A 25,969-nucleotide genomic window follows, 5' to 3' on the forward strand; every position below is an offset into this window, starting at 1 on the left:
GTGTGCAGGACCGAACTATAAGCCGACACCCACCGTGTCCGGGACCCTACGGCGCCTCAACCATGACTACAGCACGAGAGGTACAGGATTCAGCTCCTCGTAGGGTGTTGACCGGCCAAGTTGGCCGAGACGGACCGGTACGTCGTACAGCCTGCCGGGCGCGAACCTGGCGTAGAAGTGCCGCAGTCCGGGGACCAGGATCTTGACGACCGGAATCCCGACGTCCGGGCGGGTCTGGTCGAGAACCAGCAGCTCGAGGCCGTGCGCCGCGACAAGTTCGCGGATGCCCTCGACGTCGGCGAGGAGGTCGTCGTGGCGGACGTACGGCCGAAAGGAGCCGGGAGTGAGCGCCGACTGCCCGGGATCGGGCAGGAGTTGGTATTGATCGGGAGGCAAGGGTGCCGTACCGGCGGCCGCCGGGGGCAGCGTCTGCACCATTTCGGTCATCGCCCGGCGCAGCGCTAGGCGGGGATCGAAGTGGGCGCCGAAGCCGAGGACGACGTCCGGGACTTCGGCGTCCGTACGCCGGGAGACCGCCACGACGACGGGAATGCCGAGATCCGAGGTGAGGTCCAGGGCCCAGACGCGACGGCCCGTCCGGCCGAGCGCCTCGCGCAGGCCGGCCAGCCACGGCTCGTCGAAGGCGTCCAGGTCGATGCCCGGCTGCCGGAGCCGGTTGTACCACCACAGGGACACCGCGTCCCGCTCGACGAGCTCCAGGAAACCCTGCACCACGGCGTCCTCCGGGCTGCTGCCGGCCGCGTTGCCGTTGGAGTCGGCCCACAGCCCGTCCGGGGAACCGCCGGACGCACAGCCGAAGTACAGCGTGGAGGTGGGCAGCAACCGCTGGACGCCGGCGGTGAGCGACCACACCGGGGTCCACTCGGTGGGCCGGTGCGGGTCGAAGGGCGCGCTCACGTGGTGGAAGGGGGTGTGTGAGGCGTTCCAGCGGTCCCGGTCGGCGAACTGCCGCTCGTGGAACAGCTGGTACGTGTTGGGGTGGACGGCCGCGTCGCCGAGGCCGACCAGCGAGTCCGTGACGGTCAGCTCGTCGCCCTGCTGTGCGGCGCAGTAACGTTCCACCGCCTCGCACAGCGCACTGGCCCGGGCCTCGGCCGCCGTCGTCCCCTTGCCCGCACTGCGCGCCCGCAGCACCCGGTGCATCGCGGTCGGGGAGTGCCCGCGCAGGGCGAGGTTGTGGCCGGAGTCATAGGCGTGCAGGCCTTCGGGCAGCCCGGCCATGGGGCGGACCTCCGTCACGACACCGGTGACCGGCCCGATCAGATGCCCGTACCTCCGCAGCATCTGCTCGGCGGACAACGCCCGGTCGTTGCTGCCCGAGCCCTCGGCCTTGGGCCGCGAGACCGGCACCACCGGCCGCCGGGTCCGCTCGGCCACCAACGAGGGATCCCCGCAGGACGGACACTGCGGGCGGCGCCGCACCGGGTGGTGGGTGGTGCGCAGGGTGAGGCCGTCCATGACGCACACGGCCCGCTGCTCCGAACCCCGCAGCCCCGCAAGCCACTTGGCCGTCTCCAGGACCGCACTGTGCAGCCCCACGGCGCGCACGGCGGCCAGCGAGGGCACCGGCCGGACCGCGGGCCGGTCCAGGCCGAGGGCCTGCTGGACCGACAGCTCGCCGCGGCGGTGCTCACGCAGCCGGTGCGCCAGGCACGACCAGCACGCACCGTCGCCGCCCGGCTCGAAGACCGGGCCGGTCCACGGCTCGGCCGCGAAGGGTCTGGCCAGCAGCCACGGGCGTCTCGCCGCCCGTAACCTGGCTTCTGTGTCCCGCAGTTCGGGCATCAGATAGTCCTCGCACAGGACGAGCGCGAAGTCGGCGTCGGCGTCCTCGCCGACCGGGGTGACCCCCGAGGCGCGGCACGCGGCCCGGGCCGCCTCGCCGTCCACGTCCCCGACGCAGATCACCGCCACCGGCCTGCGGCACACCTCGCCGTCGGCCACGGCGCCGTCCAGTCCGGCGCGGTCCCAGTACGCCTCCGCGGAGCACCGCTCGGCCGAGCCGGACGGCCTCGGCGCGCCATGGCGGTACCCCACCAGATTGGCCTCGGTCAGGCGCCGCACCACCCGCCCCGCCGTCCCGGCGGGCATCGACGAGGCGGCCTCCCGGAGCAGCTCGGGCAAGGTGCGGCTGCCGTCGAGCAGATCCAGCAGGGTCTCCACGCCGGCACCCCGCACGGCGGTCACGTCCTGGTCGGAGCACACGAACACGGCCTCTCCCGGGACCGACACGGCCCGCACATGGCGCTTGAACGCCACGAACGGGCCGCGGGCCGGGCGCTGCCCCTCGGTCACGCACCCACCTGGGTGTCGAGCACGGAGGCGATGCACATGCACCAGTTCGCCGACCCGCCCTCGGCCCGGCTCAGACTCTCGACCAGGATCTCCCCGAGCGCCCCGTCCGCCGGCCCGGCCTCCGCGGACCAGGGCTCCGACTCCGAGAGGCGAAGGATGTCTTCGGTGATGTTCACACGTACCCCCAGTGAATGAGCGAGACTGGCGAGCGGGACGAGGCACGGAGAAGACGCACCGCGGCGCCCGCCTCACAACCGTCCGAGCCGAACCGGATCAGGCCTCGGCGTCTGATTCGAGAGTCTGCTGTCGAAAATCGAACTACGGCAGTGCGAAGCTCATCGGAGGGACATGACATTTTCACGAACGGGGTCATGCGCCCCTCACTGGGCCCGGACCGGCCCCCGATGCGAGTCTCATGAGCCGGACTCCGAACGGGCCGTCACGGGGACGGACGGCCGTGGCCCAAGGGGGAGAATGCTGATGGAGATCCAGATCCTGGGGTCGCTCGCCGCACAGGAGCGCGGCGTCTCCGTGGTGCCGAGCGCCGCCAAGCCCCGCCAGCTGCTGGCCCTGCTCGCGCTGCACGCCGACCGGGTGGTGTCGGTGCCGACGCTGATGGAGGAGATCTGGGGCGAGTGCATCCCCCGCAGCGCCTCCACCACGCTGCAGACGTACATCCTCCAGCTGCGTCGCCGGCTCACCGTGGCCCTCGACGGCGACCCGCTGCGCGACGCCAAGGACATCCTCGTCACTCGGTTCGGCGGCTATCTGTTCCAGGTGGAGCCCGGCCGGGTCGACGCCCACGAGTTCGAGCGGCTCGCCGCGGCCGGCGGCACCGCCTTCGAGCTCGGCGACCACCGCGCCGCCTCCGACCTGCTGCGCCGCGCCCTCGCCCTGTGGCAGGGCCCCGCCCTGGTCGACGTGCCGACCGGGACGGTCCTCGAACTGGAGGTGCTGCGGCTGAACGAGGAGCGGACGACCGCGCTCGAGCGTCGCATCGAGGCGGACCTGAGACTCGGCCGGCACGCCGAGGTGGTGCCCGAACTGCGCGTCCTGGCCGCCCGCAACCCGCTCCACGAGGGCTTCTGCGCCCAGCTGATGCGCGCCCTGCACCGCACGGGCGGCAGCTGGCGCGCCCTGGAGGCCTACCAGCGACTGCGCGACTCACTGGTCCACGAACTGGGCCTGGAGCCCTCCGCCGCACTCCAGGACCTCCACCACGCGGTCCTGTCCGGCGACGTGGACCTGGCCCTGCACCCGGCGACGGCGGACTGACGGGACGGCGGGGCGGCGGCGGGGCGCCCGGCCGTGCGGCGGGGCGGCGCGCGGAGGGGGGGCATGCGGACGGGCGGTGGGGCAGAGCGGGCCGGGGCCGGTCGAGCGGTCCTCCAGAAGACGTGGCGGAGCCTTCGAGGCCGCCTCCCTACGCTGCCGAAATGACGACCTTCGACGAACTGCTCGCCCCGACCATCGCACCGGCACCGGCACCGCCCCCCACCCCCGATCCGACTCCCGACCTGGGCCGCTCCACCGACGAGCTGAAACGTCTGAAGGAGGAGTTGAGCCGGGGCCCCGACCCGGAGGCCACCCGGCGCCAGCACGCGAAGGGCAAGCTGACGGCACCCGAGCGGCTCCAACTGCTCTTCGACGAGGGCACGTTCACCGAGATCGAGCCGCTGCGCCGGCACCGGGCCGCAGGCTTCGGTCTGGAAGCTCGCAAGCCGCACGGCGACGGCGTGGTGATCGGCTGGGGCCTGGTGCACGGCCGTACGGTCTTCGCGTACGCCCATGACTTCCGCGTCTTCGGCGGCGCCCTGGGCGAGGCCCACGCGGAGAAGATCCACAAGGTGATCGACCTGGCGGAGGCGGCGGGCGCGCCCGTCGTCGGCCTGAGCGACGGCGCCGGCGCCCGCATCCAGGAGGGCGTGACGGCGCTCGCCGGATACGGCGGCATCTTCCGCCGCAACACCCGCGCGTCCGGGGTGATACCGCAGATCAGCGTCATCCTGGGCCCGTGCGCGGGCGGCGCCGCCTACTCCCCCGCGCTCACCGACTTCGTGTTCATGGTGCGCGGCACCTCTCAGATGTTCATCACGGGTCCGGACGTGGTGCAGGCGGTGACCGGCGAGCAGATCACCCACGATGGCCTCGGCGGCGCCGACGTGCACGCGGGCCTTTCGGGCGTGTCGGGTTTCGTCTACGACGACGAGGCGGACTGCCTGGCGGACGTCCGCCACCTGCTCTCCCTGCTCCCCCAGAACAACCGCGAGCTGCCCCCGGTGGTCCGCACCGACGACCCGGCCGACCGCCGCACCGAGGCGCTGACCTCACTGGTGCCGGCCGGCCCCCAGCAGGCGTACAACATGCGGGCGGTCATCGAGGAGATCGTCGACGACGGCGACTACTTCGAGGTCCACGAGGCGTGGGCGCAGAACGTGGTGTGCGCGCTGGCCCGCCTGGACGGCCATGTCGTCGGGGTGGTCGCCAACCAGCCCACCGCGCTCGCCGGCGTCCTCGACATCCACGGCTCGGAGAAGGCCGCCCGCTTCGTGCAGTTCTGCGACGCGTTCAACATCCCGCTGGTCACCCTGGTCGACGTACCGGGCTTCCTGCCCGGCGTGGACCAGGAGCACAACGGCATCATCCGCCACGGCGCGAAGCTCCTCTACGCCTACTGCAACGCGACGGTGCCGCGGATCTCCCTGGTGCTCCGCAAGGCGTACGGCGGCGCCTACATCGTCATGGACTCCCGCTCGATCGGCGCGGACCTCTCCTTCGCCTGGCCGACCAACGAGATCGCGGTGATGGGCGCGGAGGGCGCGGCCAACGTCGTCTTCCGCCGCGAGATCGCCGCCTCCGACGACCCCGAGGCGACCCGCACCCGCCTCATCAAGGAGTACAGGACCGAACTGATGCACCCCTACTACGCCGCCGAACGCGGCCTGGTCGACGACATCATCGACCCGGCCGCCACCCGCACGGTCCTCATCCGCTCTCTCGCCATGCTCCGGTCCAAGCACGCCCCCCTCCCGGAACGCAAACACGGCAACCCCCCGACGTAACCCCGCCAGAACCGATCGAGATCCAGCCGGGCCGGTTCCGTCCGGGACGAGACACCCAGCTTCGGAACTGCCTTGTACACGTGCTGCCCGACCGTGCGCGGGCTGAGCAGGAGGCGCCTCGCCGACGGCACGCAGTTCGGCGGCCGCCCGGTCGGCCCAGGGTCGGGCGCCCAGGTGGTCGAGAGCCTCTTGGGCCTGGCGCAGATGGGGGCGGGCTTCTGCCTTACGGCGGCGACGGCGCAGCCACTCCCCGTAGGCCAGCTGCGTTCTAGCCTGCTCGTACGGCTGGGCCGCCAGCCGGTGCAGCTCCAGCGCTCGGGTGAAGTGCTCCTCGGAATCACGGAGGAGGCTGTGGCAGCGTGCGAGGGGGGCGACCATCAGCTGCCCCTCGACGGCACCCCACCAAGGGTTACGGAGCGTCAACACCGAGGCGCAGGTGGGCGGGGTCGGTCAAAGCCTCGGCGGCCGGTCCTCGCCCCTTCAGGATGCCTGTCTCCACAGGGATGAGCGCTCCGTCCGGCGGCCGCCAACCACGCATGACGGCCCGTCAGGACCCACACCTTTCGTGCGTCAAACGTGCGTCACGTGCGTCGAACATGCGTCAAGATATCGCACCTAACGCACGTAACGCCCATAACGCACACTCAGAAAAACAGCAGGTCAGCGGCCCTTTTCCGCAGGTTCAAGGATCGCCACGCACTCCACGTGATGCGTCATCGGAAACAAGTTGACGACGCTGCGACCTCTGGCCCGCTTCCCGCCACACCATACCCCCTTGGCCGATTGCGACGCCCACCGGAAGCTGGTCTACAAGCACAACCCCCCAAGGCAATATCTGCGGGCGAGAGCATCCACCGCCAAGCCTGGGGCGGGTGGGTCAGGATGGCCAGGCTGCGTCGGCAAATAGCGTCCAACTCGACTCTCCCCAGGGCGCCCCCGCTGGGGAGCGGCTGGGGAGTTTCGCTGCCGCTCGGGGAGTCCCTGGGGAGTTTGAGCCGCGTAAGCACGAAAGCCCGTGAAAGGCGTTGAAAGAAGCATCCCTGCAGGTCAGCGCCACGCGACCGCAGAGAACCCGAAGTCAAGGGCCTGACCACGAGGCCTACATGACATACGTACCGAGATCGTCGGCCTCGACGATACCCGGAAGCGAACCGCCCTCACGCAAGGGCGTGACATAGCGGGTCGCTGTGACTTCGGAGAGCATTGAGCCAGATTACGTCGGGGGCCGGCCGGTGCTCGATCGGATATCCGTCCGCCTATGCTGCCCCATGACCGATCTCATCGAAGTACCCGAATTTCCGGGCCAGTTCGCCAGGACCCGTCGTTTCGCGCTGGGCATCCCCGGCCGGTTCACGGTCTCCCCGGACGGTGACCGTGTGCTGTTCACACGGAGCACGCACGGCGCCGATCCGGTGAGCCGGCTGTGGCTGTACGAGGACGGCGAGGAGCGGATACTCGTCGATCCGCCCGCCCTCGGCGGTGAGGAGGAGGTGCCGGAGGAGGAGCGGATCCGCCGTGAGCGCGCCCGTGAGTCCTCCTCCGGTGTGGTGGCGTACGCGACCGACCGCGAGGCGCGGCTCGTGGCCTTCACGCTGGGGGGCGCGCTCTGGCTGGTGCGGACGGACGGGGGCGCCCCCTGGCCGGTGCCCACGGCCGGTCCCGTGGTCGATCCGCGTCCCTCCCCCGACGGCACGCTGGTCGCGTACGTCACCGGGGGCACGCTCCGGGTCGTACGCACCGACGGCACGGAGGACAGGCTGCTGGCCGCACCGGAGGGGCCCGGCGTGACATACGGGCTGTCCGACCACGTATCGGCCGAATCGATGGGGCGGCTGCGCGGCCACTGGTGGTCGCCGGACGGGGATGCCCTGCTGGTCGCGCGCGTGGACACCTCCGCGGTCCAGCGCTGGTACCTGGCCGACCCCGCGCATCCGGAGCGGGCCCCGCGCGCCATCCCGTATCCGGCCGCGGGCACCGCCAACGCCGAGGTGTCGCTGCACATCGTGCCGCTGCAGGGGGACCGCGTGCCGGTCCGGCTCCCGGCAGCCGCGGACGAGCACCCTGCCGGCGGCGAGTGGACCGACCCGTCCTTCGAGTACGTCCCGACGGCCTGCTGGGACGCGTACGGTCCGCTCGTCTCCGTACAGACCCGCGACCAGCGCTCGGTATACGTCCTGTCCGTCGACCCGGTGACCGGGGAGACCGAGCGCCGGCACCATGCCACCGACCACGCGTGGGTGGAGCTCGTGCCCGGCACCCCGGTGCGCATGCCGTCCGGCGGGCCGGTCCTTCCCTGGATCAGGGAGGGCGACCGCGGCCTGCGTCTGGGGGATGCGGTCACCCCGCGGGGGCTCCAGGTGGAGTCGGTCCTGGGCACGGCGGGCGAGCGGCTGTTCTTCACCGCCGCCGAGGAGCCGACAGAGATCCACGTCTGGTCGTACGACCCCGAGGACGGCTGCGTCCGGATCAGCGACCGGCCGGGCGTCCACACGGCCGCGGCGGGCGGCAACACCGTGGTGCTGGACAGCAGGACCCCCGACGGGCACACGGTGACGGTGCTGCGCGACGGGAAGCCGGCCGGCCGGATAGCGGTGCTCGCCGAGGAGCCGGTCGTCACGCCCCGGCCGGTGCTGCTCTCGCTGGGCGAACGGAAGTTGCGCAGCCGGCTGTTCCTGCCGTCCTGGCACGAACCGGGGGCCCGGAAGCTACCGGTGCTGCTCAGCCCGTATTCCGGGCCCGGCCTGCAGCTCGTGGTGCAGGCCCGCACCTGGCACGCGGCGGTGTGCCAGTGGTTCGCCGAACAGGGCTTCGCGGTGCTGGTCACGGACGGGCGCGGCACGCCGGGGCGGGACCATGCCTGGGAGAAGTCCGTCCACGGCGACCAGTTGACCCCGGTGCTGGAGGACCAGGTGGACGCCCTGCACGCCGCCGCCGAGCGGTACCCGGAGCTGGACCTGGAGCGGGTCGCGGTGCGCGGCTGGTCGTTCGGCGGGTTCCTGGCCGCGGGGGCCGTGCTGCACCGCCCGGATGTCTTCCATGCGGCCGTCGCCGGGGCCGCTCCCACCGATCTGCGGCTCTACGACACGCACTGGAAGGAGCGCTATCTCGGCCACCCGGACGTCCAGCCGGAGAACTACGAACGTTGCTCCCTGGTGGCGCACGCCCATCGGCTGACCCGGCCTCTGCTCCTGGTGCACGGTCTCGCCGACGACAATGTGGTGGCAGCACACATGCTGCGGTTCTCCTCGGCGCTTCTGGCCGCCGGGCGGCCGCACCAGGTGCTTCCGCTGCCCAGCGCCACCCATATGGCCATGGGGAAGGGTGTGGCGGACGGATTGCTCCGGATGGAGCTGGACTTCCTGAAGAAGTCGCTGCGTCGTTGAACATCGCCGCACCCCGTCGCGTACAACATCAGGAACGAACCATGGCCACCGAGGAAGGGAACACCGTCATGACCGCAGCGCAGGAGTCCGAGCGGCCGCTGGGGCGCCGTACCGTCGTAGCAGCCGTGGGGGCCGCAGGGCTCGGCGTGGCGCTGACCGCCTGCGGCGGCTCGGAGGCCAAGTCCACCGCCGACGAGGCCGACAAGGCCGCCGCCGAGAAGCCTCAGGACACCGGCAACGGCGCCGCGCAACAGCCGCTGGCCAAGACCGCCGACATCCCGGTGGGCGGCGGCAAGGTCTTCGCCGCCGAGGGGGTGGTGGTCACCCAGCCGGCCGCGGGCGACTTCAAGGCTTTCTCCTCCAAGTGCACCCACCAGGGCTGCGCGGTGAAGGACGTCGTGGGCGACTCCATCAACTGCCCCTGCCACGACAGCAAGTTCAGCGCCGCCGACGGCAGCGTGAAGGCCGGTCCGGCCACTCGGCCGCTGCCCACCATGGCCATCAAGGTCGAGGGGGACACGATCACTCTCGGCTGACCGCGGCACGCCGTGGCCGCCGCCGGCACGGGGAGCCCCAGCGGTCAGTCGTCGGCCGGCCCCCGGCCCGCGGCGGCCAGCGCGTCGACCGCAGCCCTGATCGACGGGCGCCGGTCGGCGTCGGCGCGCCACACCGCGTACACATGCCGGCGCATGGCGTGCCGGACCGGGACCACCCGCACACCGGGCGGCACCGGACCGCGGCCGAGCCGCGGCGCGATGCTGACGCCCAGGCCCGCCGCGATCAGCGCGAGCTGGGTGGCGTGCTCCTCCGCGACATGCGCGATCCGCGGCTCGATGTCCTTGCCGCGCAAGGTGAACATCAGCCAGTCACGGCAGAACTCCCCCTCGGGCCAGGTGATCCACTCGTCGTCGGCGAAGTCCTCGAGGTCCACCTCCGTGCGGTGAGCGAGCGGGTGGTCCGCGGGCATCGCGACATCGGCCTGGTCGTCGAGGAGTGCGCGCTTGGCGAGCCCGTCGGGCAGGGGCAGCGGCTTGTTGTACCAGTCGAGTACGACCGCCAGGTCGAGGTCTCCACGGACCACCCGGCGTACCGAATCCTCCGGTTCGAGTTCCTGCGAGCAGACACTCAGCTGGGGATGCTCGGCGCGCAGTGCGACGAGGGCGGCGGGGAAGAGCCCTCGCACGGCGGTGGGGAATCCGGCGGTGCGCAGCTCGCCGACGGCCCGGCCGCGCTGGGCCTCCAGATCAGCTTGGGCCCGCTCCACCTGGGAGAGGATGCGGGCGGCGTGTTCCGCCAGCAGCCGGCCCGCGTCCGTGAGCCGGACGCCGCGGCCGTTCTTGGCCAGTAGTGGCTGGCCCGCCTCCCGCTCCAGCTTGGCCAGCTGCTGGGAGACGGCGGAGGTGGTGACATGCAGCCCGTCGGCGGCCCCGCTGACCGAGCCGTGCCGGGCCACCGCGTCGAGGGTGCGCAGACGCTCCAGGTTCAACATATAAGCAATGCTAAGCGTTCCCCTGAAATAATTCTCGCTTGTGCTAAGAGGTTGTGGAGGACAGGGTGGACGGCATGAGCACTGCGACCTCATCCAGGAGTCTGACCGCCACCTCCCCCTCCGTACGCGGCCGTCCCGCCGTGGACTGGCGCGTCCGTTTCGCTGTGCTCTCCCTCATCTGGGGCTTCAGCTTTCTGCTGATCAAGGTGGGGACCGAGGGGTTCGCACCTTTCCAGGTCACCCTCGGCCGCCTGGTGTTCGGTACGGCCGTACTGGCCACCGCCATGGCGGTCAAGCGCGAGCGGCTGCCGCGCGGGGTACGCACCTGGGCACACCTCACCGTGGCCGCCTTCCTTCTCAACGCCCTGCCGTTCTCCCTCTTCGCGTACTCCGAGCTGACGATCCCCTCGGCCCTCGCGGGCATCTGCAACGCCACCTCGCCGCTGTGGGGCATGGTGCTGTCGCTGGTCGCGCTCTCCGAGGACCGCCCGACCCGCCGACGGGCCGCCGGCCTCGGCCTCGGCTTCCTCGGCGTGCTGACCGTGCTCGGCGCCTGGCAGGGCTTCTCCGGACTGGACGCGGGCGGCACCGCGATGGCACTGCTGGCCTCCCTCAGCTACCCGGTCGGCTGGATCTATCTGCGCCGCACCCTGGCCGGCACCGGCCACTCCAATCTCTCGATGACCGGCGCCCAGCTCTTCCTGGGCACGATCCAACTCGCACTGGTCACCCCGCTGTTCACCACCCTGCCGACCTCGTTCCCGGTCGTCCCGCTGCTCGCCGTGGTGGCGCTGGGCGCTCTCGGCACGGGCTTCGCGGTGCTCGTCCAGTACGGCCTGGTCGCCGAGGTCGGCCCGACGACCGCGCAGATGGTCACGTACTTCATCCCGGTCGTCGCCACCGTCGCCGGCGTCACGCTGCTCGGCGAGCAGCTCAGCTGGAACACCCCGGTCGGCGCGGTCATCGTGCTGGCGGGCGCCGCACTGACGCAGAGCAGGCCGAAGGCGGCTCAGTCGTAACGCCTCCCCGGCGCGGGGCCGCTCGCGGACGCCACGGCGTCGGCGAGCGGCCCGATGTCGTCCGCCGTCAGGGTCGAGATGCTGATCCGCACTCCGGGCGGCGAGGAGATCCGGAATCGGGCCCCCGGCGCCACGGCCCATCCGGCGTGCAGCAGCCTCGCCACCACAGCGGTCTCGTCGGGCACCGGCACCCAGACGTTGAAGCCGCTGCGCCCGTGCGCCTCGACCCCCCGCTCCCCCAGCGCACGCACCAGAGCGTCCCTGCGCTCGGCGTACCCGGCCGCGACCCGCGCGGCGTCCACCGCGCCTGTCTCCCACAGATGCACCACGGCACGCTGCAACAGCCGGCTGACCCAGCCGGGACCGAGCCGCTGCCGCCCCCGCACCCGGTCCACCGTCAGCGCGTCACCGGTGAGCACCGCGATCCGCAGGTCCGGCCCGTACGCCTTGGCGACGGAGCGGACCAGCGCCCAGCTGCCCGTGCCCACGGCGAGCGACTGCAGTGGAAGGTCGACGATGCCGCTGCCGTGGTCATCCTCGATGAGCAGCACCCCGGGGTGCGCGGCGAGCACGGTCCGCAGTTCCGCGGCGCGCGCGGTGCTCACGACGGCGCCCGTCGGGTTCTGGGCGCGACAGGTGACGATGATCGCCCGGGCACCGCCGCTCAGCGCCCGCTCCACCGCTTCGGGAAGGGGCCCTTCGTCGTCCACGGCCACCGGTACGGGCCGTAGACCGAGCGCCGGCACGAGGTCGAGCAGCGCGGCCCATCCGGGGTCCTCGACAGCCACCGGGTCACCCGGTCTGAGGTGCGCGGCGAGCACCCGCTCGATGGCGTCCAGCGATCCCGACAGCACCGCGATCGGCCCGTCCGGGACTCCGTCCGCGTCCAGGGCGGCGCGGGCCAGCCGCGCCAGGTCCGCGTCGACGGACTCCTGCCCGTACAGCCCGGGCCGTTCTGCGTTGTGCCGGCCGGCCGCCGCCAGGGCATCGGCCAGCGGTGGCAGCAGTGCGACGTCGGGATTGCCGTTCGCGATGTTGCGCACGCCCTCAGGGACGTCGAAGCGCCCGGCATCGCGTGCGGTACTGGAGGGCCGCGGACGCACCCGGCTCCCCCGCCGGCCCGCCGTCTCGATCACCCCTCGGTCACGCAGAGTGCGATAGGCGGCGGCGACCGTATTCGGGTTCACACCCAGATGGGTCGCCAACTCCCTGAGCGGCGGCAGTAGTTGACCGGGCTCCAGCTCGCCCGCACCGATAGCGCGCTCGACGCTGGCGGCGATCTCCGATGCGCGCCGCCCTTCGATCCGATACTCTCCTAGCACAAAATAGATTATGCACTAGTGCAATGGAGATTGCAATGCCGGACACCGCTGGCTACGAGCCCACCGAGCGCACCGTCCCCACCCGCTCGCGCGAACGTGCCTCGTACGACAAGGAACTGGTCCACGCGATACTCGACGAGGCGTACGTCTGCCACCTGGGCTTCGTACGCGACGGCGCGCCGGTGGTCCTGCCCACGCTCTACGGCCGCGTCGGCGAGCGGCTCTACGTCCACGGCTCGACCGGATCGCGCCCGCTGCACATGGCGGGCCGGGCCGAGCCCGGTCTGCCCGTCTGCCTGACCGTCACCCATGTCGACGGCCTGGTGCTCGCCCGCTCCGCCTTCCACCACTCCATCAACTACCGCTCGGTCGTGGTCCACGGCATTGCCACCCAGGTCACCGACCCGGAAGAGAAGCGCACCGCGCTCGACGCGCTGGTCGACCATGTGGTCCCCGGCCGCTCCCTCGACTCGCGTCCCGCCGACGCCAAGGAACTGGCCGCCACCGCTGTGCTCCGGCTGGACCTCGACGAGGTCTCCGCCAAGGTACGCACCGGCGGCCCCAACGACGACGAGGAGGATCTGACCCTCCCGCACTGGACCGGCGTCGTCCCGCTCGTACGCAGCTACGGCACCCCCGTCCCGGCCGACGACCTCGACCCGGCCGTCACCCTGCCCGACTACCTCGCCGCCCTCTGACAGGAGCCCGTCCTGCTCATCCGTCCCTGGGACGCCCCCGCCGACGACAGCGAGTGGCAGCGGTGGTCCGTTGACTGCACTAACTCCTTGATCGGTTCGACGCTGCCGGGCGATGCACCGTGCGTCCGGCCGATGCACGGTACGGCCCGGAGCGCGGCGGCTTCTGCGGCGAGGTGATCACCACCTGGCCCGCCCCAACCCGCTGTGGCCGGCCCTCGAGGCCGACCCGCGGGTCCTGCTGAGCGTCGTCGACGACTACGTCTTCGTCCCGGGCCCGTGGCAGGCGCCGCCGCACATGCCCGCCGAGCACGACACGCCGACCGGCTTCTACGCCGCGGTGCAACTGCGCTGCACCGCGCACGTCGTGGACGATCCGGCGGAGAAGGCCGACCTGCTCAACCGGCAGGTCGGCCACTTCCAGCCGGAAGAGATACGGGAACGCACCGCCGCCGGCCTGGCCGCCCGAGGCGGACCGAACGCCCCCGAGGCGGCCGCCCGCCACGCACGCCGCAGCGCATGGTGGTCAGCCTCGAACCGGTCCGGCTGAGCGCAGACCGGCGCACGGCCCACTCGCCCACGGGATGGGACCGACGGCCCCAGCCCGTCCGGCGCTTGAGGACGGAAACACCGGCCCACCCCACGGAGAGCGGCACCCGCCCCGCGGGCAGGCGCGGCACGCGCCTACGCGCTCCGGCGTGCCACCACCGAGGTGCGGGCCTCCGCGAACGCGAGGCCCAGCACCGCGGTGAGCAGCAGCAGCGTCCCGCTCACCGTAGCCGTGGTGAGCTTCTCGCCCAGCAGGGCCACGGCGATGACCGCCGCGCTGACCGGCTCGAGCAGCATGATCACGGAGACGGTCGCGGCCCGCACGACCGCCGCCCCAGCGAAGTACAGGGCGTACGCGAGCGCGGTCGGCACGGCCGCGACATAGATCAGCAGCCCCAGCACCGTCACCGGCTCCGCGGTGTGCGGCAGCAGCCCCTCCGCCGCGGCGAAGGGCAGCAGGGACACCGTCCCGATGGCGAACGCCCAGGCCGTCGTGGACGACGGATCGCCGCCCTCGCCGGAGCGCCCGAGCCACCGGGTCAGTAGTGTGATCGCGGCGTACCCGGCCGCGGACAGCAGCGCCAGGGCCACGCCGGCGGGCCGGACCGTACCGCCGCCGCTGCCCAGCACGAGCACCGCGAGCCCGCCGAGCGCCCCGGCAACGGCGGCGAGACCGCCCCCACCGATCCGCTCCCCCATGGTCAGCCGCGCCCCGACGGCGATGAACACGGGCCCGGCCCCGAGCGTGACCACGGTCCCGACGGCGAGCCCGGTCGCCTCGACGGCGGCGAAGTAGGCGCTCTGGAACACCGTCAACCCGATCCCGGTGCCCAGGATCCGCAGCAGCCGCCGGCGGCGGGACTCGGCCGGTGCCGCCTCCCGGCGGGGGCGCAGTGCCCGCGCTACAAGCAGCAGTACCAGTCCTCCGGCGCAACGCCAGAAGGAGAGGGCGAGAGGACCGAGGTCACTGGCGCCGAAGACCAGGGAGGCCGCGGCCCCCGCGGTGCCCCAGGCGACACCGGCAACGACGAGGTAGAACAGACCACGCCCGACGGGCAGGCCGGATGAGGAAGCAATCGACACGTGGCTTCTCCGCATATCGTGTGCTCCCGGGGAGCACCCCGGGCCCCCGGCAGGAACCCACGTCACCAGGCCACGCCGACCGACCCCGCCGGGGGTGAGAAAAAGCAGGTCGCGTGACGCCGCTGTACGCGGGCAGCAGGAGACCGCTCAGGGTCTGTTGCCCGAGCCGGGATCCTCGTCGGAAAGCGCGGCCGCCCGCCTTATGCGGCAGGCGGCGGAAGCACGGTCGAATGCATGAGCGCCACCCTATGCGACCTCCGCATCATGCTCAAACGTGAGGTTCGGCACGTACGTGCACGGTCTCGCCCCGGGCGGCCGAGGAGTTCGAGGGCGCCGTCGGCAACTCGCTCCCGGGAGCCGGGACGTCGCCACCGGCCACCACTCCGGACGGGGCCCTGGGGGTGGAGGACTGGGCGATGAAGGCGCCGATCAGCACCACGGAACCGCCGACGATCTGGGGCGCGGACAGACGCTCGCCGATGAGCACCCACGCCAGCACGGTCGCCACGACGGCCTCCAGGCAGGCGACCACGCCTGCCACCTGCGGGGAGAGCTTGCGTACCGAGACAACTCCGGTGACGTAGGCGAGCACGGTGGCGACGAGCACGATCCAGCCGAGCAGCAGGACCGCCGGGACCTGCGTTCCGTCCATGTCCGCCTGGCCGGTGAGGACCGACCAGTCCATACCCCACGGGCGGGCGACGACGGTGAGCACGACGCTGCCGATGAGCAGTCCGTACGCGATGACGCCCATCGGATCCGGCGCGTCGGCCTCGTCGCTGCCCTGGTCGGACAGGACGAAGTAGCCGACCTGGCAGCAGGCGGCGGCGAGCGCCAGGGCGAGACCGAGCATGTCGAAGCGCAGCCCCGACCACACCTCGACGACACATGCGAGGCCGCCGACCGCGAGAACGACGCCGACCCGGGCAGCGCGCGTGACCGGCCGGCGCTGGACGAACCGCACCCAGCCGAGGACGAGGGCGGGGGCGAGATACTCGACCAGCAGCGCGACCCCGACGGGGATATGGGAGATCGCGGCGAAGTAGCAGGCCTGTACGCCCGCGACGGCCAGCAGACCGAAGCCGGCGAGCAGGGCGGGACGTCGGCGCAGCAGGTCGCGGCGGCGCCAGGCCACCGGCAGCATGACGAGGGCGGCGCCCGTCACCCGTAGCCACACCACGTGCAACGGGTCGAGCCCCGCCTCGATCAGCGGCTTGGCCGCGACACCTGATCCACCGAACGCGAACGCCGACACCAGTGCGAGACCCAGGCCGACGTTCCTCCCCTGAGACGCTTGCATCCGCACATCATGGCAGCTTCTGTAAGGAGCGTCATCAAGGTGACACCTGTTGAGACAGCCTGCCGATCCGGCTTGCGAGCGAGGCCGTGTCGACCCCCGCGTGATGCAGCACCTCGACCGCCCGGGAGGCGGGATCGGCGGCCAGGGCAGCCAGCAGATCGAGCCCGTTCGCCCGCTTCTCGCCACGCATGGCAGCACGGCGGCGCGCGCCCCCCAGGGCCGTCGCGGCGGCCGGTGAGCAGCCCGCGGCGGCAGGCGGCAGCACCACGGGCACCGCACCCGAGTCCTCCACGGTGCCCTGCCAGCGAAGGCCGTATCCGATGCTGCGCTGGACGAGATAGCCGAGCACCTTGGCCAGCTGCCCGCCGTCGAACGCGGCCCGGACCTCCGGGTCCGATTCCAGCAACGAGTGCAGCAGATGGGCGGTGTCCGTCCGGCTGTCTCCGTCGCGCTGGGCCCGTCGGCGCGCGCCCGCGACCACCGAGGCCAGTTCGGCGGTGAGCCCGGCGTCGGGAGCGGCAGAATGCGAGGCCGGTTTCCGGGCCCGCTGAGTGGGAGTACGCACAACTCCCATCCCATCAGCCGCCGGAGCGCGAGCGCATCGCCATCGGGGAGCATGTGTAAGTCCCACGGAAGTCGGGCAACGCCGCACGCGCCCTCCTTCTTACGGATGACTTCGCGCGAATATCTCCCAAGGGACGCGCACCACCGTACGATGCGCCCCGCAAGCCGACGACACGGACAGAAACGGGCCCCGCCGGCTGCCCGGCGGGGTCCATTCGCGCCGTACGGTCAGTGCTCGTCGGCGAGGATCAGATACAGCTTCTTGCGGGCCTCGTTGATGACCGCGACCGCCTTGTCACGCTGCTCGGGCGTGCCGGTCTTCCACACCTGACCGAACGCCTCGAACAGTCCGAAGCCGGCCTGCCGGATCTCGTTCACGGTGTCCCAGTCGATCCCGCGGCCCACCTCCTCCCACGGTGCCCGGGGCCCCGCGTCGGCCTCGGCGCGGCCGGAATCGGTGAGCGTGAACAGCTTCTTTCCGCCCTCGCTCTCACTGCTGATCAGACCTTCGTCCTCCAGCAGCTGGAGCGTCGGGTAGACCGAGCCGGGGCTGGGCTTCCAGGCCCCACCGCTGCGCTCGCCGATCTCCTGGATCATCTCGTAACCGTGCATCGGGCGGTCCTTGAGCAGAGCCAGGATCGACGCACGCACATCTCCGCGCCGTGCCCGGCCGCGCGGGCCGCCGGGTCCGCGCCCGCCCCAGAAGGGCCCGCCGGCCCACGGCGGCCCGAACGGACCGAATGCGGCACGCCGCTCTTCGAAGGCACCCCGACCGTGATGGCCGGGCCCGCAGTGTCCCTGTGAACGCATCTCCGCGCTCCTTCCATCATTGAATTGTCGCGATGCCTCAACGATATATCGGAATACTTCGACCGACAAGGTCTTTCCGGGCCACGAACCACACATTGGCCTTGGTCTGCGGTGATGCATGGGCCTACGTTGGCGATCATGCGCATTCGAATCGTGGACGCCTTCGCCGACCGCCCCTTCGCCGGCAACCCCGCCGGCGTCCTGCTGCTGGACTCCGACGCCTTCCCCGAGGACACCTGGCTCCAGAACGTGGCCGAGGAGGTGAACCTCTCCGAGACGGCATTCGCCCACCCGCTGCCCGCGGGTGGCGAGGCCGACTGGGCGCTGCGCTGGTTCACCCCGGCCACCGAGGTCGACATGTGCGGCCATGCCACGCTCGCCACCGCCCACGTCCTGCACACCGCGGGAGCGGCGACCGGGACCGTGCGCTTCTCGGCGCGCTGCGGGCTGCTCGCCGCCGACGTGGACGCCGAGGGCACCATCACCCTCGACTTCCCCACCGCCCCGCTCGCCCCGGCGGACGTCCCGGACGGGCTCTCCGAGGCACTCGGCGCGAGGATCCTCTCGGCGCACGACACAGGTCCGCACATCGGCGATCTGCTGGTCGAACTGGCCGACGAACGGACCGTACGTTCCCTGAACCCGCACTTCGCCGGTCTGGTCGCCCACTCCGAGCGGGGCATCGTCGTCACAGCTGCCGCCGACGACCCCGGCCGCGGCTACGACTTCGTCTCGCGCGGTTTCTTCCCCCAGGTCGGCATCGACGAGGACCCGGTCACGGGCAGCGCCCACACCGCGCTGGCCCCGTTCTGGTCGGCGCGTCTGGGCCGCGACGAACTGACCGGCCTTCAGGCCTCGGCCCGCACCGGCCTGGTCCGTACCCGGCTGCGCGGCGACCGCACGCTGCTGACGGGCCGCGCCATGACGGTCATCGACGGCGAGCTGCTGGCGTGACCGCCCACGGGCGGCGCCTCACACGACGGGCAGCGCCTCACACGACGGGCAGCCAGCCCGCCTTCCCCGCGAGCAGCGCGTACCCGACGAACGCCACGATGTCGAGCAGGGCGTGCGCCACCACCAGTGGCGCCACCCGCCCCCAGCGCCGGTAGAGCAGCACGAACACCACGCCCATCACCATGTTGCCGACGAAACCGCCGATGCCCTGGTAGAGGTGGTACGAGCCACGCAGCACCGAGCTCGCCGCCAGGGCCACCATCGGGGTCCACCCCAGCTGCCCCAGTCTGCGCAGCAGATACCCGACGACCACGACCTCTTCCAGTACGGCGTTCTGCAGCGCCGAGAGGACCAGCACCGGGTACTTCCACCAGACGTCGGGCAGTGCTTCCGGTACGACCGTCAGATTGGCGCCGGCCGCCCGCACCGCCAGGTAGAAGGCGAGCCCGGCGCTGCCGATACCGGCCGCCACCAGGGCGCCGCGGCCCAGGTCCGGCCAGGGCCTGCGCCTGTCGAACCCGATCGCCCGCAGCCCGACGGCGCCCTCCCTCATCAGCAAGTGCGCCACCAGGGCGACCGGTACGAGAGCGGTCGCGATCCCGAACAGCTGCCAGGCGAGGTCGAGCCAGGGGCGCCCGGGGGCGTACGAGGAGTTGAGGGTGGCCGCCTGCTCCTTGAGCGTGCCCGGCTTGGTCAGCGAGCCCACAAAGCTGATCAGCGACGAGAGCGCGCTCGCACCGAGCGAGAGCGCCAGCACCAGCAGGGCCTCGGAGCGCAGGACCCTCCGCGTGATCCTTTCCTCCGGAAGAGCGCCGGCCATGCGTTCCGCCTCCACCTGCACACCTGCCTCCACTGCTGCCTCTGGGACATCACAGCTTGCCCCACGGCGGGAAGGAGGCGGAACGCGGGCGCCGGGGTCAGCGTGACCGTGCGGCCCGCACGGCGACTCCCACCGGCCAGGTGTGCACCGGATCGCCCTGGTGCATCAGCTCGCAGTAGCGACGGGTCGTGGCGGCCAGTGCGGCACCCCGTTCCAGTCCGCTCTCACGTGCCCGGTGATAGGTGGCCACCTGCCAGGAAGCTCCGTTGACGCGCCGCCTGCACCGCTCCTCGATGACACCGAGGTAGTGGTCACGGTCCGCGCGCTCGACACCCCAGGCATCGAGACCCGCCTCGGCGAGGGGCAGCAGTTCGTCCTGTACCAGCCTCACGACGGGCACCCTGGCGATTCCGCCCGCCCGTCGCGGCGACGGCCACAGGAGCTCGGCGTCGATGCCGTACCGGCATGCGGTGTCGAAGTTCTCGGCCGCGGCGGCGAACGGCAGCCGCGACCACACCGGACGGGCGTCCTCGGCGAGCGCCCTCACCAGACCGTAGTAGAAGGCGGCGTTGGCGATGACATCGGTGACCGTCGGGCCGGCCGGCAGCACCCGGTTCTCCACCCGCAGGTGCGGCACCCCGTCGACCAGGCCGTAGACCGGCCGGTTCCAGCGGTAGACGGTTCCGTTGTGGAGCACGAGTTCCTGAAGCCTCGGCACGCCCCCGTCGTCGAGCACCCGCAGCGGGTCCTCCTCGTCGCAGATCGGCAACAGGGCGGGGAACCAGCGGACGTTCTCCTCGAACAGCTCGTATGCCGAGCCGATCCAGCGCTCCCCGAACCAGGTCCGCGGCCGCACCCCCTGGGCCCGGAGCTCGACCGAGCGGGTGTCGGTGGCCTGCTGGAACAGCGGGGGCCGCGACTCGCGCCACACCTCCTTGCCGAACACGAACGGGGCGTTGGCGCCGACGGCCACCTGCACCGGTGCGATCACCTGGGCCGCGTTCCACACGTCCGCGAAGCGGGTGGGGGTGACCTGGAGGTGCAACTGCACGGAAGTGCAGGCGGCTTCGGGAGCTATCGAAGTGAACATGCAGCTGATGCGTTCCACCCCCTCGATGTCGAGGGTGAAGTCCTCTCCGCGGGCCGTGACGATCTGGTCGTTGAGCAGGGCATAGCGATCGACATCGGAGAGGTTGGCGGAGACGAGATCACCGGTTCCGAGGGTGGGAAGAATTCCGATCATCACAATCCCGGAATCGGTATCGACGGCCATGCGGTGGGCATATGCGAGTCCGGCCCTCAACTCCTCCGCAAGCTGCTCAAAAACCCGTCCCCCCAGCCGGTGCGGGGCAATGTTCACTTCGAGATTGAACATTCCGAGTTCAGTCTGGAAATCCCGGCTCGCGATCCGTTCGAGCACGGCCGCATTAACCATGCTCGGCATTCCGTCGCGACCCACGAGATTCAGCTCTATCTCCAGCCCCATGAGATTCCTGGGACGGTCGAACCTCCTCTCCCCCAGCAGCCGTTCGAGGGCCTCGAGGCACTGCTGCACCTTACTGCGGTACCGGTGCCGATCGGACAGGTCGAACACTCCTGCCACGATCTTCTCCCCCATCGAAGCATCCCTCCCTGAGTGGGCAGCCCGCGGCACAGGCCGCTCGCATCCTGTTCCATATGCCCCGGTGAAGTGATCGATAACGCCCTTCTCCGACTGTCCTCACGGGCAGCCCTGACGCCGCGCGGGAGAACAGGCGGGAGGCACATTCCATAGGCATGTCGCTGCATGCAGTTACCGTCAACCCGGAACTGGTGAAAAGCCCGATGAGTTTCGGCCGACCGCGCCATGGAAAGCATTGCACTCCACGGGCCTTGCGACCGCCGAGAATCGGGAGATAGTCTTCGAAAGAATCGCAGGAAGGTGTCCTGTTACCGACTTGTGCGCCTTATACGCGACAGCTAGGGGAAACACCGGGTGAACACGCGTCGTATAAACTCCGCGAACGAGGCAGAGAGTTGGCGCCCCGGCCATCGCCCCACGGCCCGCCTCTGACCCCGAACGCTGACAGCGCCGTCCGCACCTGCCCCCGCACCACCGTGTCTCCAAGTGAGAGGCGACCCACCATGCCCCTGCATGTCCCCCCGGCTCCCGCGCCCGCTCTGCGCAGCATCCTCACCGCACTCGGTTCCCCCACCGCGGTGCGTGAGGCCCGGACGCCCGCGCTCCGCGCCACCCAGGGCCCGCTGACGCCCGAACTCCCGCTGCCCGTCCATGTACTGGACACCGTCGTCCGGTGCGGCAGCACACCGCGGACCCGGCTGGCCGGCTGGCGCTTCCTGATCCACAGTGGCGAGCGTGCCGTCGCGGCCGGGGAGACCATGCTCACGGCGGACGGCTGGGCCTTCTCGCACTTCTTCGAAGGGCCCTACATCGGATCCACGGAGCGCGCAGTGCGTCAGGCGGAGTCGCTCACAACCGGCTTCCAGCCACGCCTGCTGTCCATCCCGGAGCTGTACATGCTCACCCTGTGGCTTCACGCGGACACGGCCACGGACGCCGCGGACGGCACCCCCGCCCCGACGGACCTGCTGGTGCCGCTCGCGCCCGCTCCCCCCGGCATCGCCGCTCACCGCCCGCACCGGGTGGCCGATCTGCTGCCCGTGATGACGCTGCGCCTGGCCTCCGCTCCGACGCCGACGCCGCTGCTGCGCCAGCCCGTCTGACCGCCGCCTGCCGTTGTTGTGCCCCGTGTCCGTGCGGTCACGGGGCACAACGCTGTGCATCATCCATCCGGACTAGCCCGGTGAGGCCACCCCGAACCCCCCGAAGGGGCAGTCCGCTCCTGCTGAACCGTCCGCACGAGTGATGCGTCCTCAAGCAGGAGAAGCGAGCTGCCGGGAAATCCCTGCGGATTGACGCCCGTGGGGCAAGACTGGGACCGAACCGATTGATACGGGGGGCGGCCATGACCGCATCGAGCCGCAGGACACACACCACATCGCAGCGAAAGAACGCATCCATGTGCCAGCACCAGCCACCCTGCCCCTCAGCCGACTCCGCCGACCGGGAGGCCGCCCGCCTTGTGGCGCACCACCCGGAGCAGGGCTGGAGCCTGCTGTGCAACGGCGTCCTGCTCTTCGAGGACACCGGTGAGCTGCTGCCGGACGGGCAGATCATCGCCCCGCACCGGCCGTTGGCCCTGATGACGGCCGCCTGACCGGCCGCCGGGCAGAGCAAAGGGCCGGCCCGGGGAAAAACTCCCCGAACCGGCCCTTCGTCATGCTCAGGCGTCGTACGCGTCCAGCGGCGGGCAGGAGCAGACCAGGTTGCGGTCACCAAAGGCGCCGTCGATACGGCGCACCGGCGGCCAGTACTTGTCCGCGGCCGAGACACCGGCCGGGAAGACGGCCTCGTCGCGGGTGTACGGGTGCTCCCAGTCGCCGCCCAGCGCGGCCGCGGTGTGCGGCGCGTTGTGCAGCGGGTTGTCCTCCGCGGGCCACTCGCCCGAGGCGACCTTCTCGATCTCGCCACGAATCGCGATCATCGCGTCACAGAAACGATCCAGCTCCGTGAGGTCCTCGCTCTCGGTCGGCTCGATCATCAGCGTGCCGGCCACCGGGAAGGACATCGTCGGCGCGTGGAAGCCGTAGTCGATCAGTCGCTTGGCGACATCGTCGACGGAGACGCCGGTCTCCTTCGACAGCGGGCGCAGGTCGATGATGCACTCGTGCGCGACCAGGCCGCCGGGGCCCGTGTAGAGCACCGGGTAGTGCGGCTCCAGGCGCTTGGCGATGTAGTTGGCACCGAGCACGGCCACCTGAGTGGCGCGCTTGAGGCCCTCGCCGCCCATCAGACGCACGTACGACCAGGAGATCGGCAGGATGCCGGCCGAGCCCCACGGGGCGGCCGCGATCGGGCCGACGCCCGTCTCGGGACCGGCGGTCGGCTGGAGCGGGTGGTTGGGCAGGTACGGCGCGAGGTGCGCGCGCACCGCGACCGGGCCGACGCCCGGGCCGCCGCCGCCGTGCGGGATGCAGAAGGTCTTGTGCAGGTTCAGGTGCGAGACGTCGCCGCCGAACTTGCCCGGCTTGGCGAGACCCACCAGCGCGTTGAGGTTGGCGCCGTCCACGTAGACCTGGCCGCCCGCCTCGTGCACCTCGGCGCAGATGTCGGCGACGTGCTCCTCGAACACACCGTGCGTCGACGGGTACGTGATCATGAGAACGGCCAGCTCGTCACGGTACTGCGCGATCTTGGCGCGCAGGTCCTCGACGTCCACCTCGCCGTCGTCCGCGGTCTTCACCACGACGACCTTCATACCGGCCATCACGGCGCTGGCGGCGTTGGTGCCGTGCGCGGAGGACGGGATGAGGCAGACGGTGCGCTGGATGTCGCCGTTGGCCCGGTGGTACGCACGGACGGCCAGCAGACCGGCCAACTCGCCCTGCGAACCGGCGTTGGGCTGGATGGACACCTTGTCGTATCCGGTGACCTCGGCGAGGCGCTCCTCCAGCTCGGTGATGAGCGTGAGGTATCCCTGCGCCTGCTCGACCGGCGCGAAGGGGTGGATCTGGCCGAACTCGGGCCAGGTCACCGGCTCCATCTCGGTGGTCGCGTTCAGCTTCATGGTGCAGGAGCCGAGCGGGATCATGCCCCGGTCCAGCGCGTAGTCGCGGTCCGAGAGGCGGCGCAGGTAGCGCAGCATCGCGGTCTCGGAACGGTGCTGGTGGAAGACCGGGTGGGTGAGGTACTCGTCGGAGCGGAGCAGCGCCTCGGGCAGCGCTCCCCCGTAGCCTTCGGCACGGGAGGTGCCCCCAACGGTGGCCGCGTCGAGCGCCTCGATGTCCGCCTCGGCGCCGAAGGCCGCCCAGACCGCGGCGAGCTGCTCGCGGGTGGTGGTCTCGTCGCAGGAGATGTAGACCGTGTCGGCGTCGGCCAGATGCAGGTTGACCCCGCCCTCACGGGCGGCGGCGACGGCCTCGGCGGCCTTGCCCGGCATGCGCACGGTCAGCGTGTCGAAGAACGAGCCGTGGACAACCTCGACACCGGCCGCGCGCAGACCCTCGGCAAGCAGGACGGCGTAGCGGTGGGTACGCTGCGCGATGGCCTTCAGGCCGTCGGGGCCGTGGTAGACGGCGTACATACCGGCCATGACGGCGAGCAGCACCTGCGCGGTGCAGATGTTGCTGGTGGCCTTCTCGCGGCGGATGTGCTGCTCACGGGTCTGCAGGGCCAGGCGGTAGGCCTTGTTGCCGTCCGCGTCCACGGAGACACCGACGAGGCGGCCGGGCAGGCTGCGGGCGAACTTGTCACGCACGGCCATGTAGCCGGCGTGCGGGCCACCGAAGCCCATCGGCACACCGAAGCGCTGGGTGGTGCCGACGGCGATGTCGGCACCGAGCTCGCCCGGCGAGGTGAGCAGCGTGAGCGCCAGCAGGTCGGCGGCGACGGTGACGATCGCACCGAGCTCGTGCGCCTGGTCGATGACCGGCTTGATGTCACGCACGGCGCCGGAGGCGCCGGGGTACTGGACCAGGACACCGAAGACGCCGCGCTCGGCGATCTCGGCGGGGATGCCGTTGCCGAGGTCTGCGACGACGACCTCGACACCGGCCGGCTCGGCGCGGGTCCCGATGACCGCGATCGTCTGCGGCAGGGCGTCGGCGTCGACCAGGAAGACGCCGCCCTTGACCTTGCCGACACGGCGCGCCAGCGACATGGCCTCGGCGGCCGCGGTGCCCTCGTCGAGCAGCGAGGCACCCGAGGTCGGCAGACCCGTCAGGTCGGCGACCACGGTCTGGAAGTTGAGCAGAGCCTCCAGGCGGCCCTGGGAGATCTCCGGCTGGTACGGGGTGTACGCGGTGTACCAGGCCGGGTTCTCCATGACGTTGCGCAGGATGACCGGCGGGGTGAAGGTGCCGTAGTAGCCGAGACCGATCATCGATGCCAGCACCTGGTTGCGGTCCGCGAGCGAGCGCAGCTCGGCCAGCACCTCGGCCTCGGAACGCGCGTCCGGCAACTGAAGCGCCTCGGCGTTCTTGATGACGTCGGGAACCGCGGCGGCGGTCAGCTCGTCCAGCGAGCCGTAGCCGACCTGGGCGAGCATCTTCGCCTGAGCCTCGGCGTCAGGCCCGATGTGGCGCTGCTCGAAGGGGATGCCACGCTCCAGCTGGGAGAGCGGAATGCGGTTGGCGGTCATGTACGGAGGCCTCCTGGTCTGACGCGACCTGCGAGGGGCACCATGACGCGGGTGCCCGGACGGCCTCCCCCTCTGTCATCTCAACCTGAGAGCTTCACCGGGCGCGTGACGATCCCGGTTTTCACCGTCGGTGAGGATGGGTTCCGTCCTGGGCTGTGCCTTCTCGACACGTGCCTGTCCGATGCCCGCCCTGCTTTCCAGAGTGACCTCGTCCGCGCGGTACAGGTGCCTGAGAGATTCCGGGGAGGATTTGCTCCTTCGGCGCCCCCGGCTCAATCTCTCCGGAGGACTCTCCCGCACGGGGTCAGCAGCCGCCTGCCAGCCTACCAGCGAGGATTGGCGTATCGCCCTCGAGTGGCCGATACCACCGATGTGCACTTTCGTGTTCGTAGCGGGTGCTATC

General features: G+C 71.3%; 21 protein-coding genes, 1 pseudogene and 2 riboswitches. Of the genes and pseudogenes, 10 read left to right on the plus strand and 12 right to left on the minus strand.

Going from position 1 to position 25,969, the window contains the following annotated elements:
• Positions 1–66 precede the first annotated feature (66 nt).
• Positions 67–2,316, minus strand: coding sequence for a TOMM precursor leader peptide-binding protein (locus tag ABD858_RS04685; protein WP_345034788.1), 2,250 nt, complete (start codon positions 2,314–2,316; stop codon positions 67–69).
• Positions 2,313–2,492, minus strand: a complete 180-nt coding sequence (locus tag ABD858_RS04690) for a hypothetical protein (RefSeq protein ID WP_345034789.1) — start codon at positions 2,490–2,492, stop codon at positions 2,313–2,315. The genes ABD858_RS04685 and ABD858_RS04690 overlap by 4 nt, the downstream gene beginning before the upstream one ends.
• 304 nt (positions 2,493–2,796) lie before the next feature.
• Between ABD858_RS04690 and ABD858_RS04695 the strand changes: the two genes are divergently transcribed.
• Positions 2,797–3,591 (plus strand): AfsR/SARP family transcriptional regulator, encoded by a 795-nt coding sequence (locus tag ABD858_RS04695; protein WP_345034790.1) that lies wholly within the window; start codon positions 2,797–2,799, stop codon positions 3,589–3,591.
• Between the two features lie 161 nt (positions 3,592–3,752).
• Positions 3,753–5,378: an acyl-CoA carboxylase subunit beta gene (locus ABD858_RS04700; RefSeq protein ID WP_345034791.1), complete on the plus strand. Its 1,626-nt coding sequence runs from the start codon at positions 3,753–3,755 to the stop codon at positions 5,376–5,378.
• Between the two features lie 1,102 nt (positions 5,379–6,480).
• On the opposite strand, the pseudogene ABD858_RS36720 reads toward ABD858_RS04700, so the two are convergent.
• A pseudogene (locus ABD858_RS36720) lies at positions 6,481–6,582 on the minus strand (HipA family kinase); the annotation flags it as partial.
• Positions 6,583–6,646: 64 nt separating this feature from the next.
• On the opposite strand from ABD858_RS36720, the gene ABD858_RS04710 reads away from it, so the two are divergent.
• Both ABD858_RS04710 and ABD858_RS04715 read left to right on the plus strand, forming a co-directional pair.
• Entirely contained in the window at positions 6,647–8,761 is a 2,115-nt protein-coding gene (locus ABD858_RS04710) for a S9 family peptidase (RefSeq protein ID WP_345034792.1), read from the plus strand.
• 41 nt (positions 8,762–8,802) lie between these two features.
• On the plus strand, positions 8,803–9,297 hold the full coding sequence (locus ABD858_RS04715; RefSeq protein WP_425586151.1) for a Rieske (2Fe-2S) protein: 495 nt from the start codon (positions 8,803–8,805) through the stop codon (positions 9,295–9,297).
• A 44-nt stretch (positions 9,298–9,341) separates the two neighbouring features.
• On the opposite strand, the gene ABD858_RS04720 is transcribed toward ABD858_RS04715, so the two are convergent.
• Positions 9,342–10,250 (minus strand): LysR family transcriptional regulator, encoded by a 909-nt coding sequence (locus ABD858_RS04720; RefSeq protein ID WP_345034794.1) that lies wholly within the window; start codon positions 10,248–10,250, stop codon positions 9,342–9,344.
• Between the two features lie 74 nt (positions 10,251–10,324).
• On the opposite strand from ABD858_RS04720, the gene ABD858_RS04725 reads away from it, so the two are divergent.
• Positions 10,325–11,269 carry a DMT family transporter gene (locus tag ABD858_RS04725; protein WP_345034795.1) on the plus strand — a complete coding sequence of 315 codons (945 nt, stop codon included), beginning with the start codon at positions 10,325–10,327 and terminating at the stop codon, positions 11,267–11,269.
• Here the strand turns inward: ABD858_RS04725 and ABD858_RS04730 are convergent.
• Complete coding sequence (locus tag ABD858_RS04730; RefSeq protein WP_345034796.1) at positions 11,260–12,591, minus strand: aminotransferase class I/II-fold pyridoxal phosphate-dependent enzyme; 1,332 nt, start codon at positions 12,589–12,591, stop codon at positions 11,260–11,262. The genes ABD858_RS04725 and ABD858_RS04730 overlap by 10 nt on opposite strands.
• A gap of 35 nt (positions 12,592–12,626) precedes the next feature.
• On the opposite strand from ABD858_RS04730, the gene ABD858_RS04735 reads away from it, so the two are divergent.
• Together ABD858_RS04735 and ABD858_RS04740 are read left to right on the plus strand one after the other, a co-directional pair.
• Positions 12,627–13,289 (plus strand): pyridoxamine 5'-phosphate oxidase family protein, encoded by a 663-nt coding sequence (locus ABD858_RS04735; protein ID WP_345034797.1) that lies wholly within the window; start codon positions 12,627–12,629, stop codon positions 13,287–13,289.
• 112 nt (positions 13,290–13,401) lie between these two features.
• Complete coding sequence (locus ABD858_RS04740; RefSeq protein ID WP_345034798.1) at positions 13,402–13,836, plus strand: FMN-binding negative transcriptional regulator; 435 nt, start codon at positions 13,402–13,404, stop codon at positions 13,834–13,836.
• Between the two features lie 134 nt (positions 13,837–13,970).
• Here the strand turns inward: ABD858_RS04740 and ABD858_RS04745 are convergent, their stop codons facing one another.
• From ABD858_RS04745 to ABD858_RS04760, 4 genes are all read right to left on the minus strand, one after another.
• Positions 13,971–14,933, minus strand: a complete 963-nt coding sequence (locus tag ABD858_RS04745; protein WP_425586152.1) for a DMT family transporter — start codon at positions 14,931–14,933, stop codon at positions 13,971–13,973.
• A 253-nt stretch (positions 14,934–15,186) separates the two neighbouring features.
• Positions 15,187–16,218: an EamA family transporter gene (locus ABD858_RS04750; protein ID WP_345034801.1), complete on the minus strand. Its 1,032-nt coding sequence runs from the start codon at positions 16,216–16,218 to the stop codon at positions 15,187–15,189.
• 34 nt (positions 16,219–16,252) lie between these two features.
• Positions 16,253–16,783, minus strand: coding sequence for a Clp protease N-terminal domain-containing protein (locus tag ABD858_RS04755; protein WP_345034802.1), 531 nt, complete (start codon positions 16,781–16,783; stop codon positions 16,253–16,255).
• 227 nt (positions 16,784–17,010) lie between these two features.
• Complete coding sequence (locus ABD858_RS04760; protein WP_345034803.1) at positions 17,011–17,592, minus strand: PadR family transcriptional regulator; 582 nt, start codon at positions 17,590–17,592, stop codon at positions 17,011–17,013.
• A gap of 138 nt (positions 17,593–17,730) precedes the next feature.
• Here ABD858_RS04760 and ABD858_RS04765 point away from each other — a divergent pair, with 138 nt between their 5' ends.
• Complete coding sequence (locus ABD858_RS04765; protein ID WP_345034805.1) at positions 17,731–18,546, plus strand: PhzF family phenazine biosynthesis protein; 816 nt, start codon at positions 17,731–17,733, stop codon at positions 18,544–18,546.
• 37 nt (positions 18,547–18,583) lie between these two features.
• Here ABD858_RS04765 and ABD858_RS04770 read toward each other — a convergent pair whose 3' ends face one another.
• Positions 18,584–19,366, minus strand: a complete 783-nt coding sequence (locus ABD858_RS04770; RefSeq protein WP_425586153.1) for a CPBP family intramembrane glutamic endopeptidase — start codon at positions 19,364–19,366, stop codon at positions 18,584–18,586.
• A 97-nt stretch (positions 19,367–19,463) separates the two neighbouring features.
• Complete coding sequence (locus ABD858_RS04775; RefSeq protein WP_345034807.1) at positions 19,464–20,984, minus strand: glutamate-cysteine ligase family protein; 1,521 nt, start codon at positions 20,982–20,984, stop codon at positions 19,464–19,466.
• Positions 20,985–21,490: 506 nt separating this feature from the next.
• On the opposite strand from ABD858_RS04775, the gene ABD858_RS04780 reads away from it, so the two are divergent.
• Together ABD858_RS04780 and ABD858_RS04785 are read left to right on the plus strand one after the other, a co-directional pair.
• Positions 21,491–22,090, plus strand: coding sequence for a hypothetical protein (locus ABD858_RS04780; protein WP_345034808.1), 600 nt, complete (start codon positions 21,491–21,493; stop codon positions 22,088–22,090).
• A 296-nt stretch (positions 22,091–22,386) separates the two neighbouring features.
• Entirely contained in the window at positions 22,387–22,584 is a 198-nt protein-coding gene (locus ABD858_RS04785) for a DUF5999 family protein (protein ID WP_345034810.1), read from the plus strand.
• A 66-nt stretch (positions 22,585–22,650) separates the two neighbouring features.
• Here the strand turns inward: ABD858_RS04785 and gcvP are convergent, their stop codons facing one another.
• A complete protein-coding gene (gene gcvP / locus ABD858_RS04790; RefSeq protein ID WP_345034811.1) occupies positions 22,651–25,566 on the minus strand; it encodes an aminomethyl-transferring glycine dehydrogenase in 2,916 nt (971 codons plus the stop codon).
• A gap of 65 nt (positions 25,567–25,631) precedes the next feature.
• A riboswitch (glycine riboswitch) is annotated at positions 25,632–25,772 on the minus strand.
• Position 25,773: 1 nt separating this feature from the next.
• Positions 25,774–25,873, minus strand: a riboswitch (glycine riboswitch).
• Between the last annotated feature and the right edge of the window lie 96 nt (positions 25,874–25,969).

The sequence above is a fragment of the Streptomyces sannanensis genome (assembly GCF_039536205.1).
In the GTDB taxonomy this organism is placed as follows: Bacteria; Actinomycetota; Actinomycetes; order Streptomycetales; family Streptomycetaceae; genus Streptomyces; species Streptomyces sannanensis.

Bases quoted from the DNA above. Each gene is read 5' to 3' on its own strand.
- gcvP (WP_345034811.1), bottom strand. From the start codon at position 25,566: ATGACCGCCAACCGCATTCCGCTCTCCCAGCTGGAGCGTGGCATCCCC.
- ABD858_RS04770 (WP_425586153.1), bottom strand. From the start codon at position 19,366: ATGGCCGGCGCTCTTCCGGAGGAAAGGATCACGCGGAGGGTCCTGCGC.
- ABD858_RS04785 (WP_345034810.1), top strand. From the start codon at position 22,387: ATGTGCCAGCACCAGCCACCCTGCCCCTCAGCCGACTCCGCCGACCGG.
- ABD858_RS04710 (WP_345034792.1), top strand. From the start codon at position 6,647: ATGACCGATCTCATCGAAGTACCCGAATTTCCGGGCCAGTTCGCCAGG.
- ABD858_RS04735 (WP_345034797.1), top strand. From the start codon at position 12,627: ATGCCGGACACCGCTGGCTACGAGCCCACCGAGCGCACCGTCCCCACC.
- ABD858_RS04750 (WP_345034801.1), bottom strand. From the start codon at position 16,218: ATGCAAGCGTCTCAGGGGAGGAACGTCGGCCTGGGTCTCGCACTGGTG.
- ABD858_RS04720 (WP_345034794.1), bottom strand. From the start codon at position 10,250: ATGTTGAACCTGGAGCGTCTGCGCACCCTCGACGCGGTGGCCCGGCAC.
- ABD858_RS04725 (WP_345034795.1), top strand. From the start codon at position 10,325: ATGAGCACTGCGACCTCATCCAGGAGTCTGACCGCCACCTCCCCCTCC.
- ABD858_RS04780 (WP_345034808.1), top strand. From the start codon at position 21,491: ATGCCCCTGCATGTCCCCCCGGCTCCCGCGCCCGCTCTGCGCAGCATC.
- ABD858_RS04695 (WP_345034790.1), top strand. From the start codon at position 2,797: ATGGAGATCCAGATCCTGGGGTCGCTCGCCGCACAGGAGCGCGGCGTC.
- ABD858_RS04700 (WP_345034791.1), top strand. From the start codon at position 3,753: ATGACGACCTTCGACGAACTGCTCGCCCCGACCATCGCACCGGCACCG.
- ABD858_RS04740 (WP_345034798.1), top strand. From the start codon at position 13,402: ATGCACCGTGCGTCCGGCCGATGCACGGTACGGCCCGGAGCGCGGCGG.
- ABD858_RS04775 (WP_345034807.1), bottom strand. From the start codon at position 20,984: ATGGGGGAGAAGATCGTGGCAGGAGTGTTCGACCTGTCCGATCGGCAC.
- ABD858_RS04765 (WP_345034805.1), top strand. From the start codon at position 17,731: ATGCGCATTCGAATCGTGGACGCCTTCGCCGACCGCCCCTTCGCCGGC.
- ABD858_RS04745 (WP_425586152.1), bottom strand. From the start codon at position 14,933: ATGCGGAGAAGCCACGTGTCGATTGCTTCCTCATCCGGCCTGCCCGTC.
- ABD858_RS04715 (WP_425586151.1), top strand. From the start codon at position 8,803: ATGGCCACCGAGGAAGGGAACACCGTCATGACCGCAGCGCAGGAGTCC.
- ABD858_RS04760 (WP_345034803.1), bottom strand. From the start codon at position 17,592: ATGCGTTCACAGGGACACTGCGGGCCCGGCCATCACGGTCGGGGTGCC.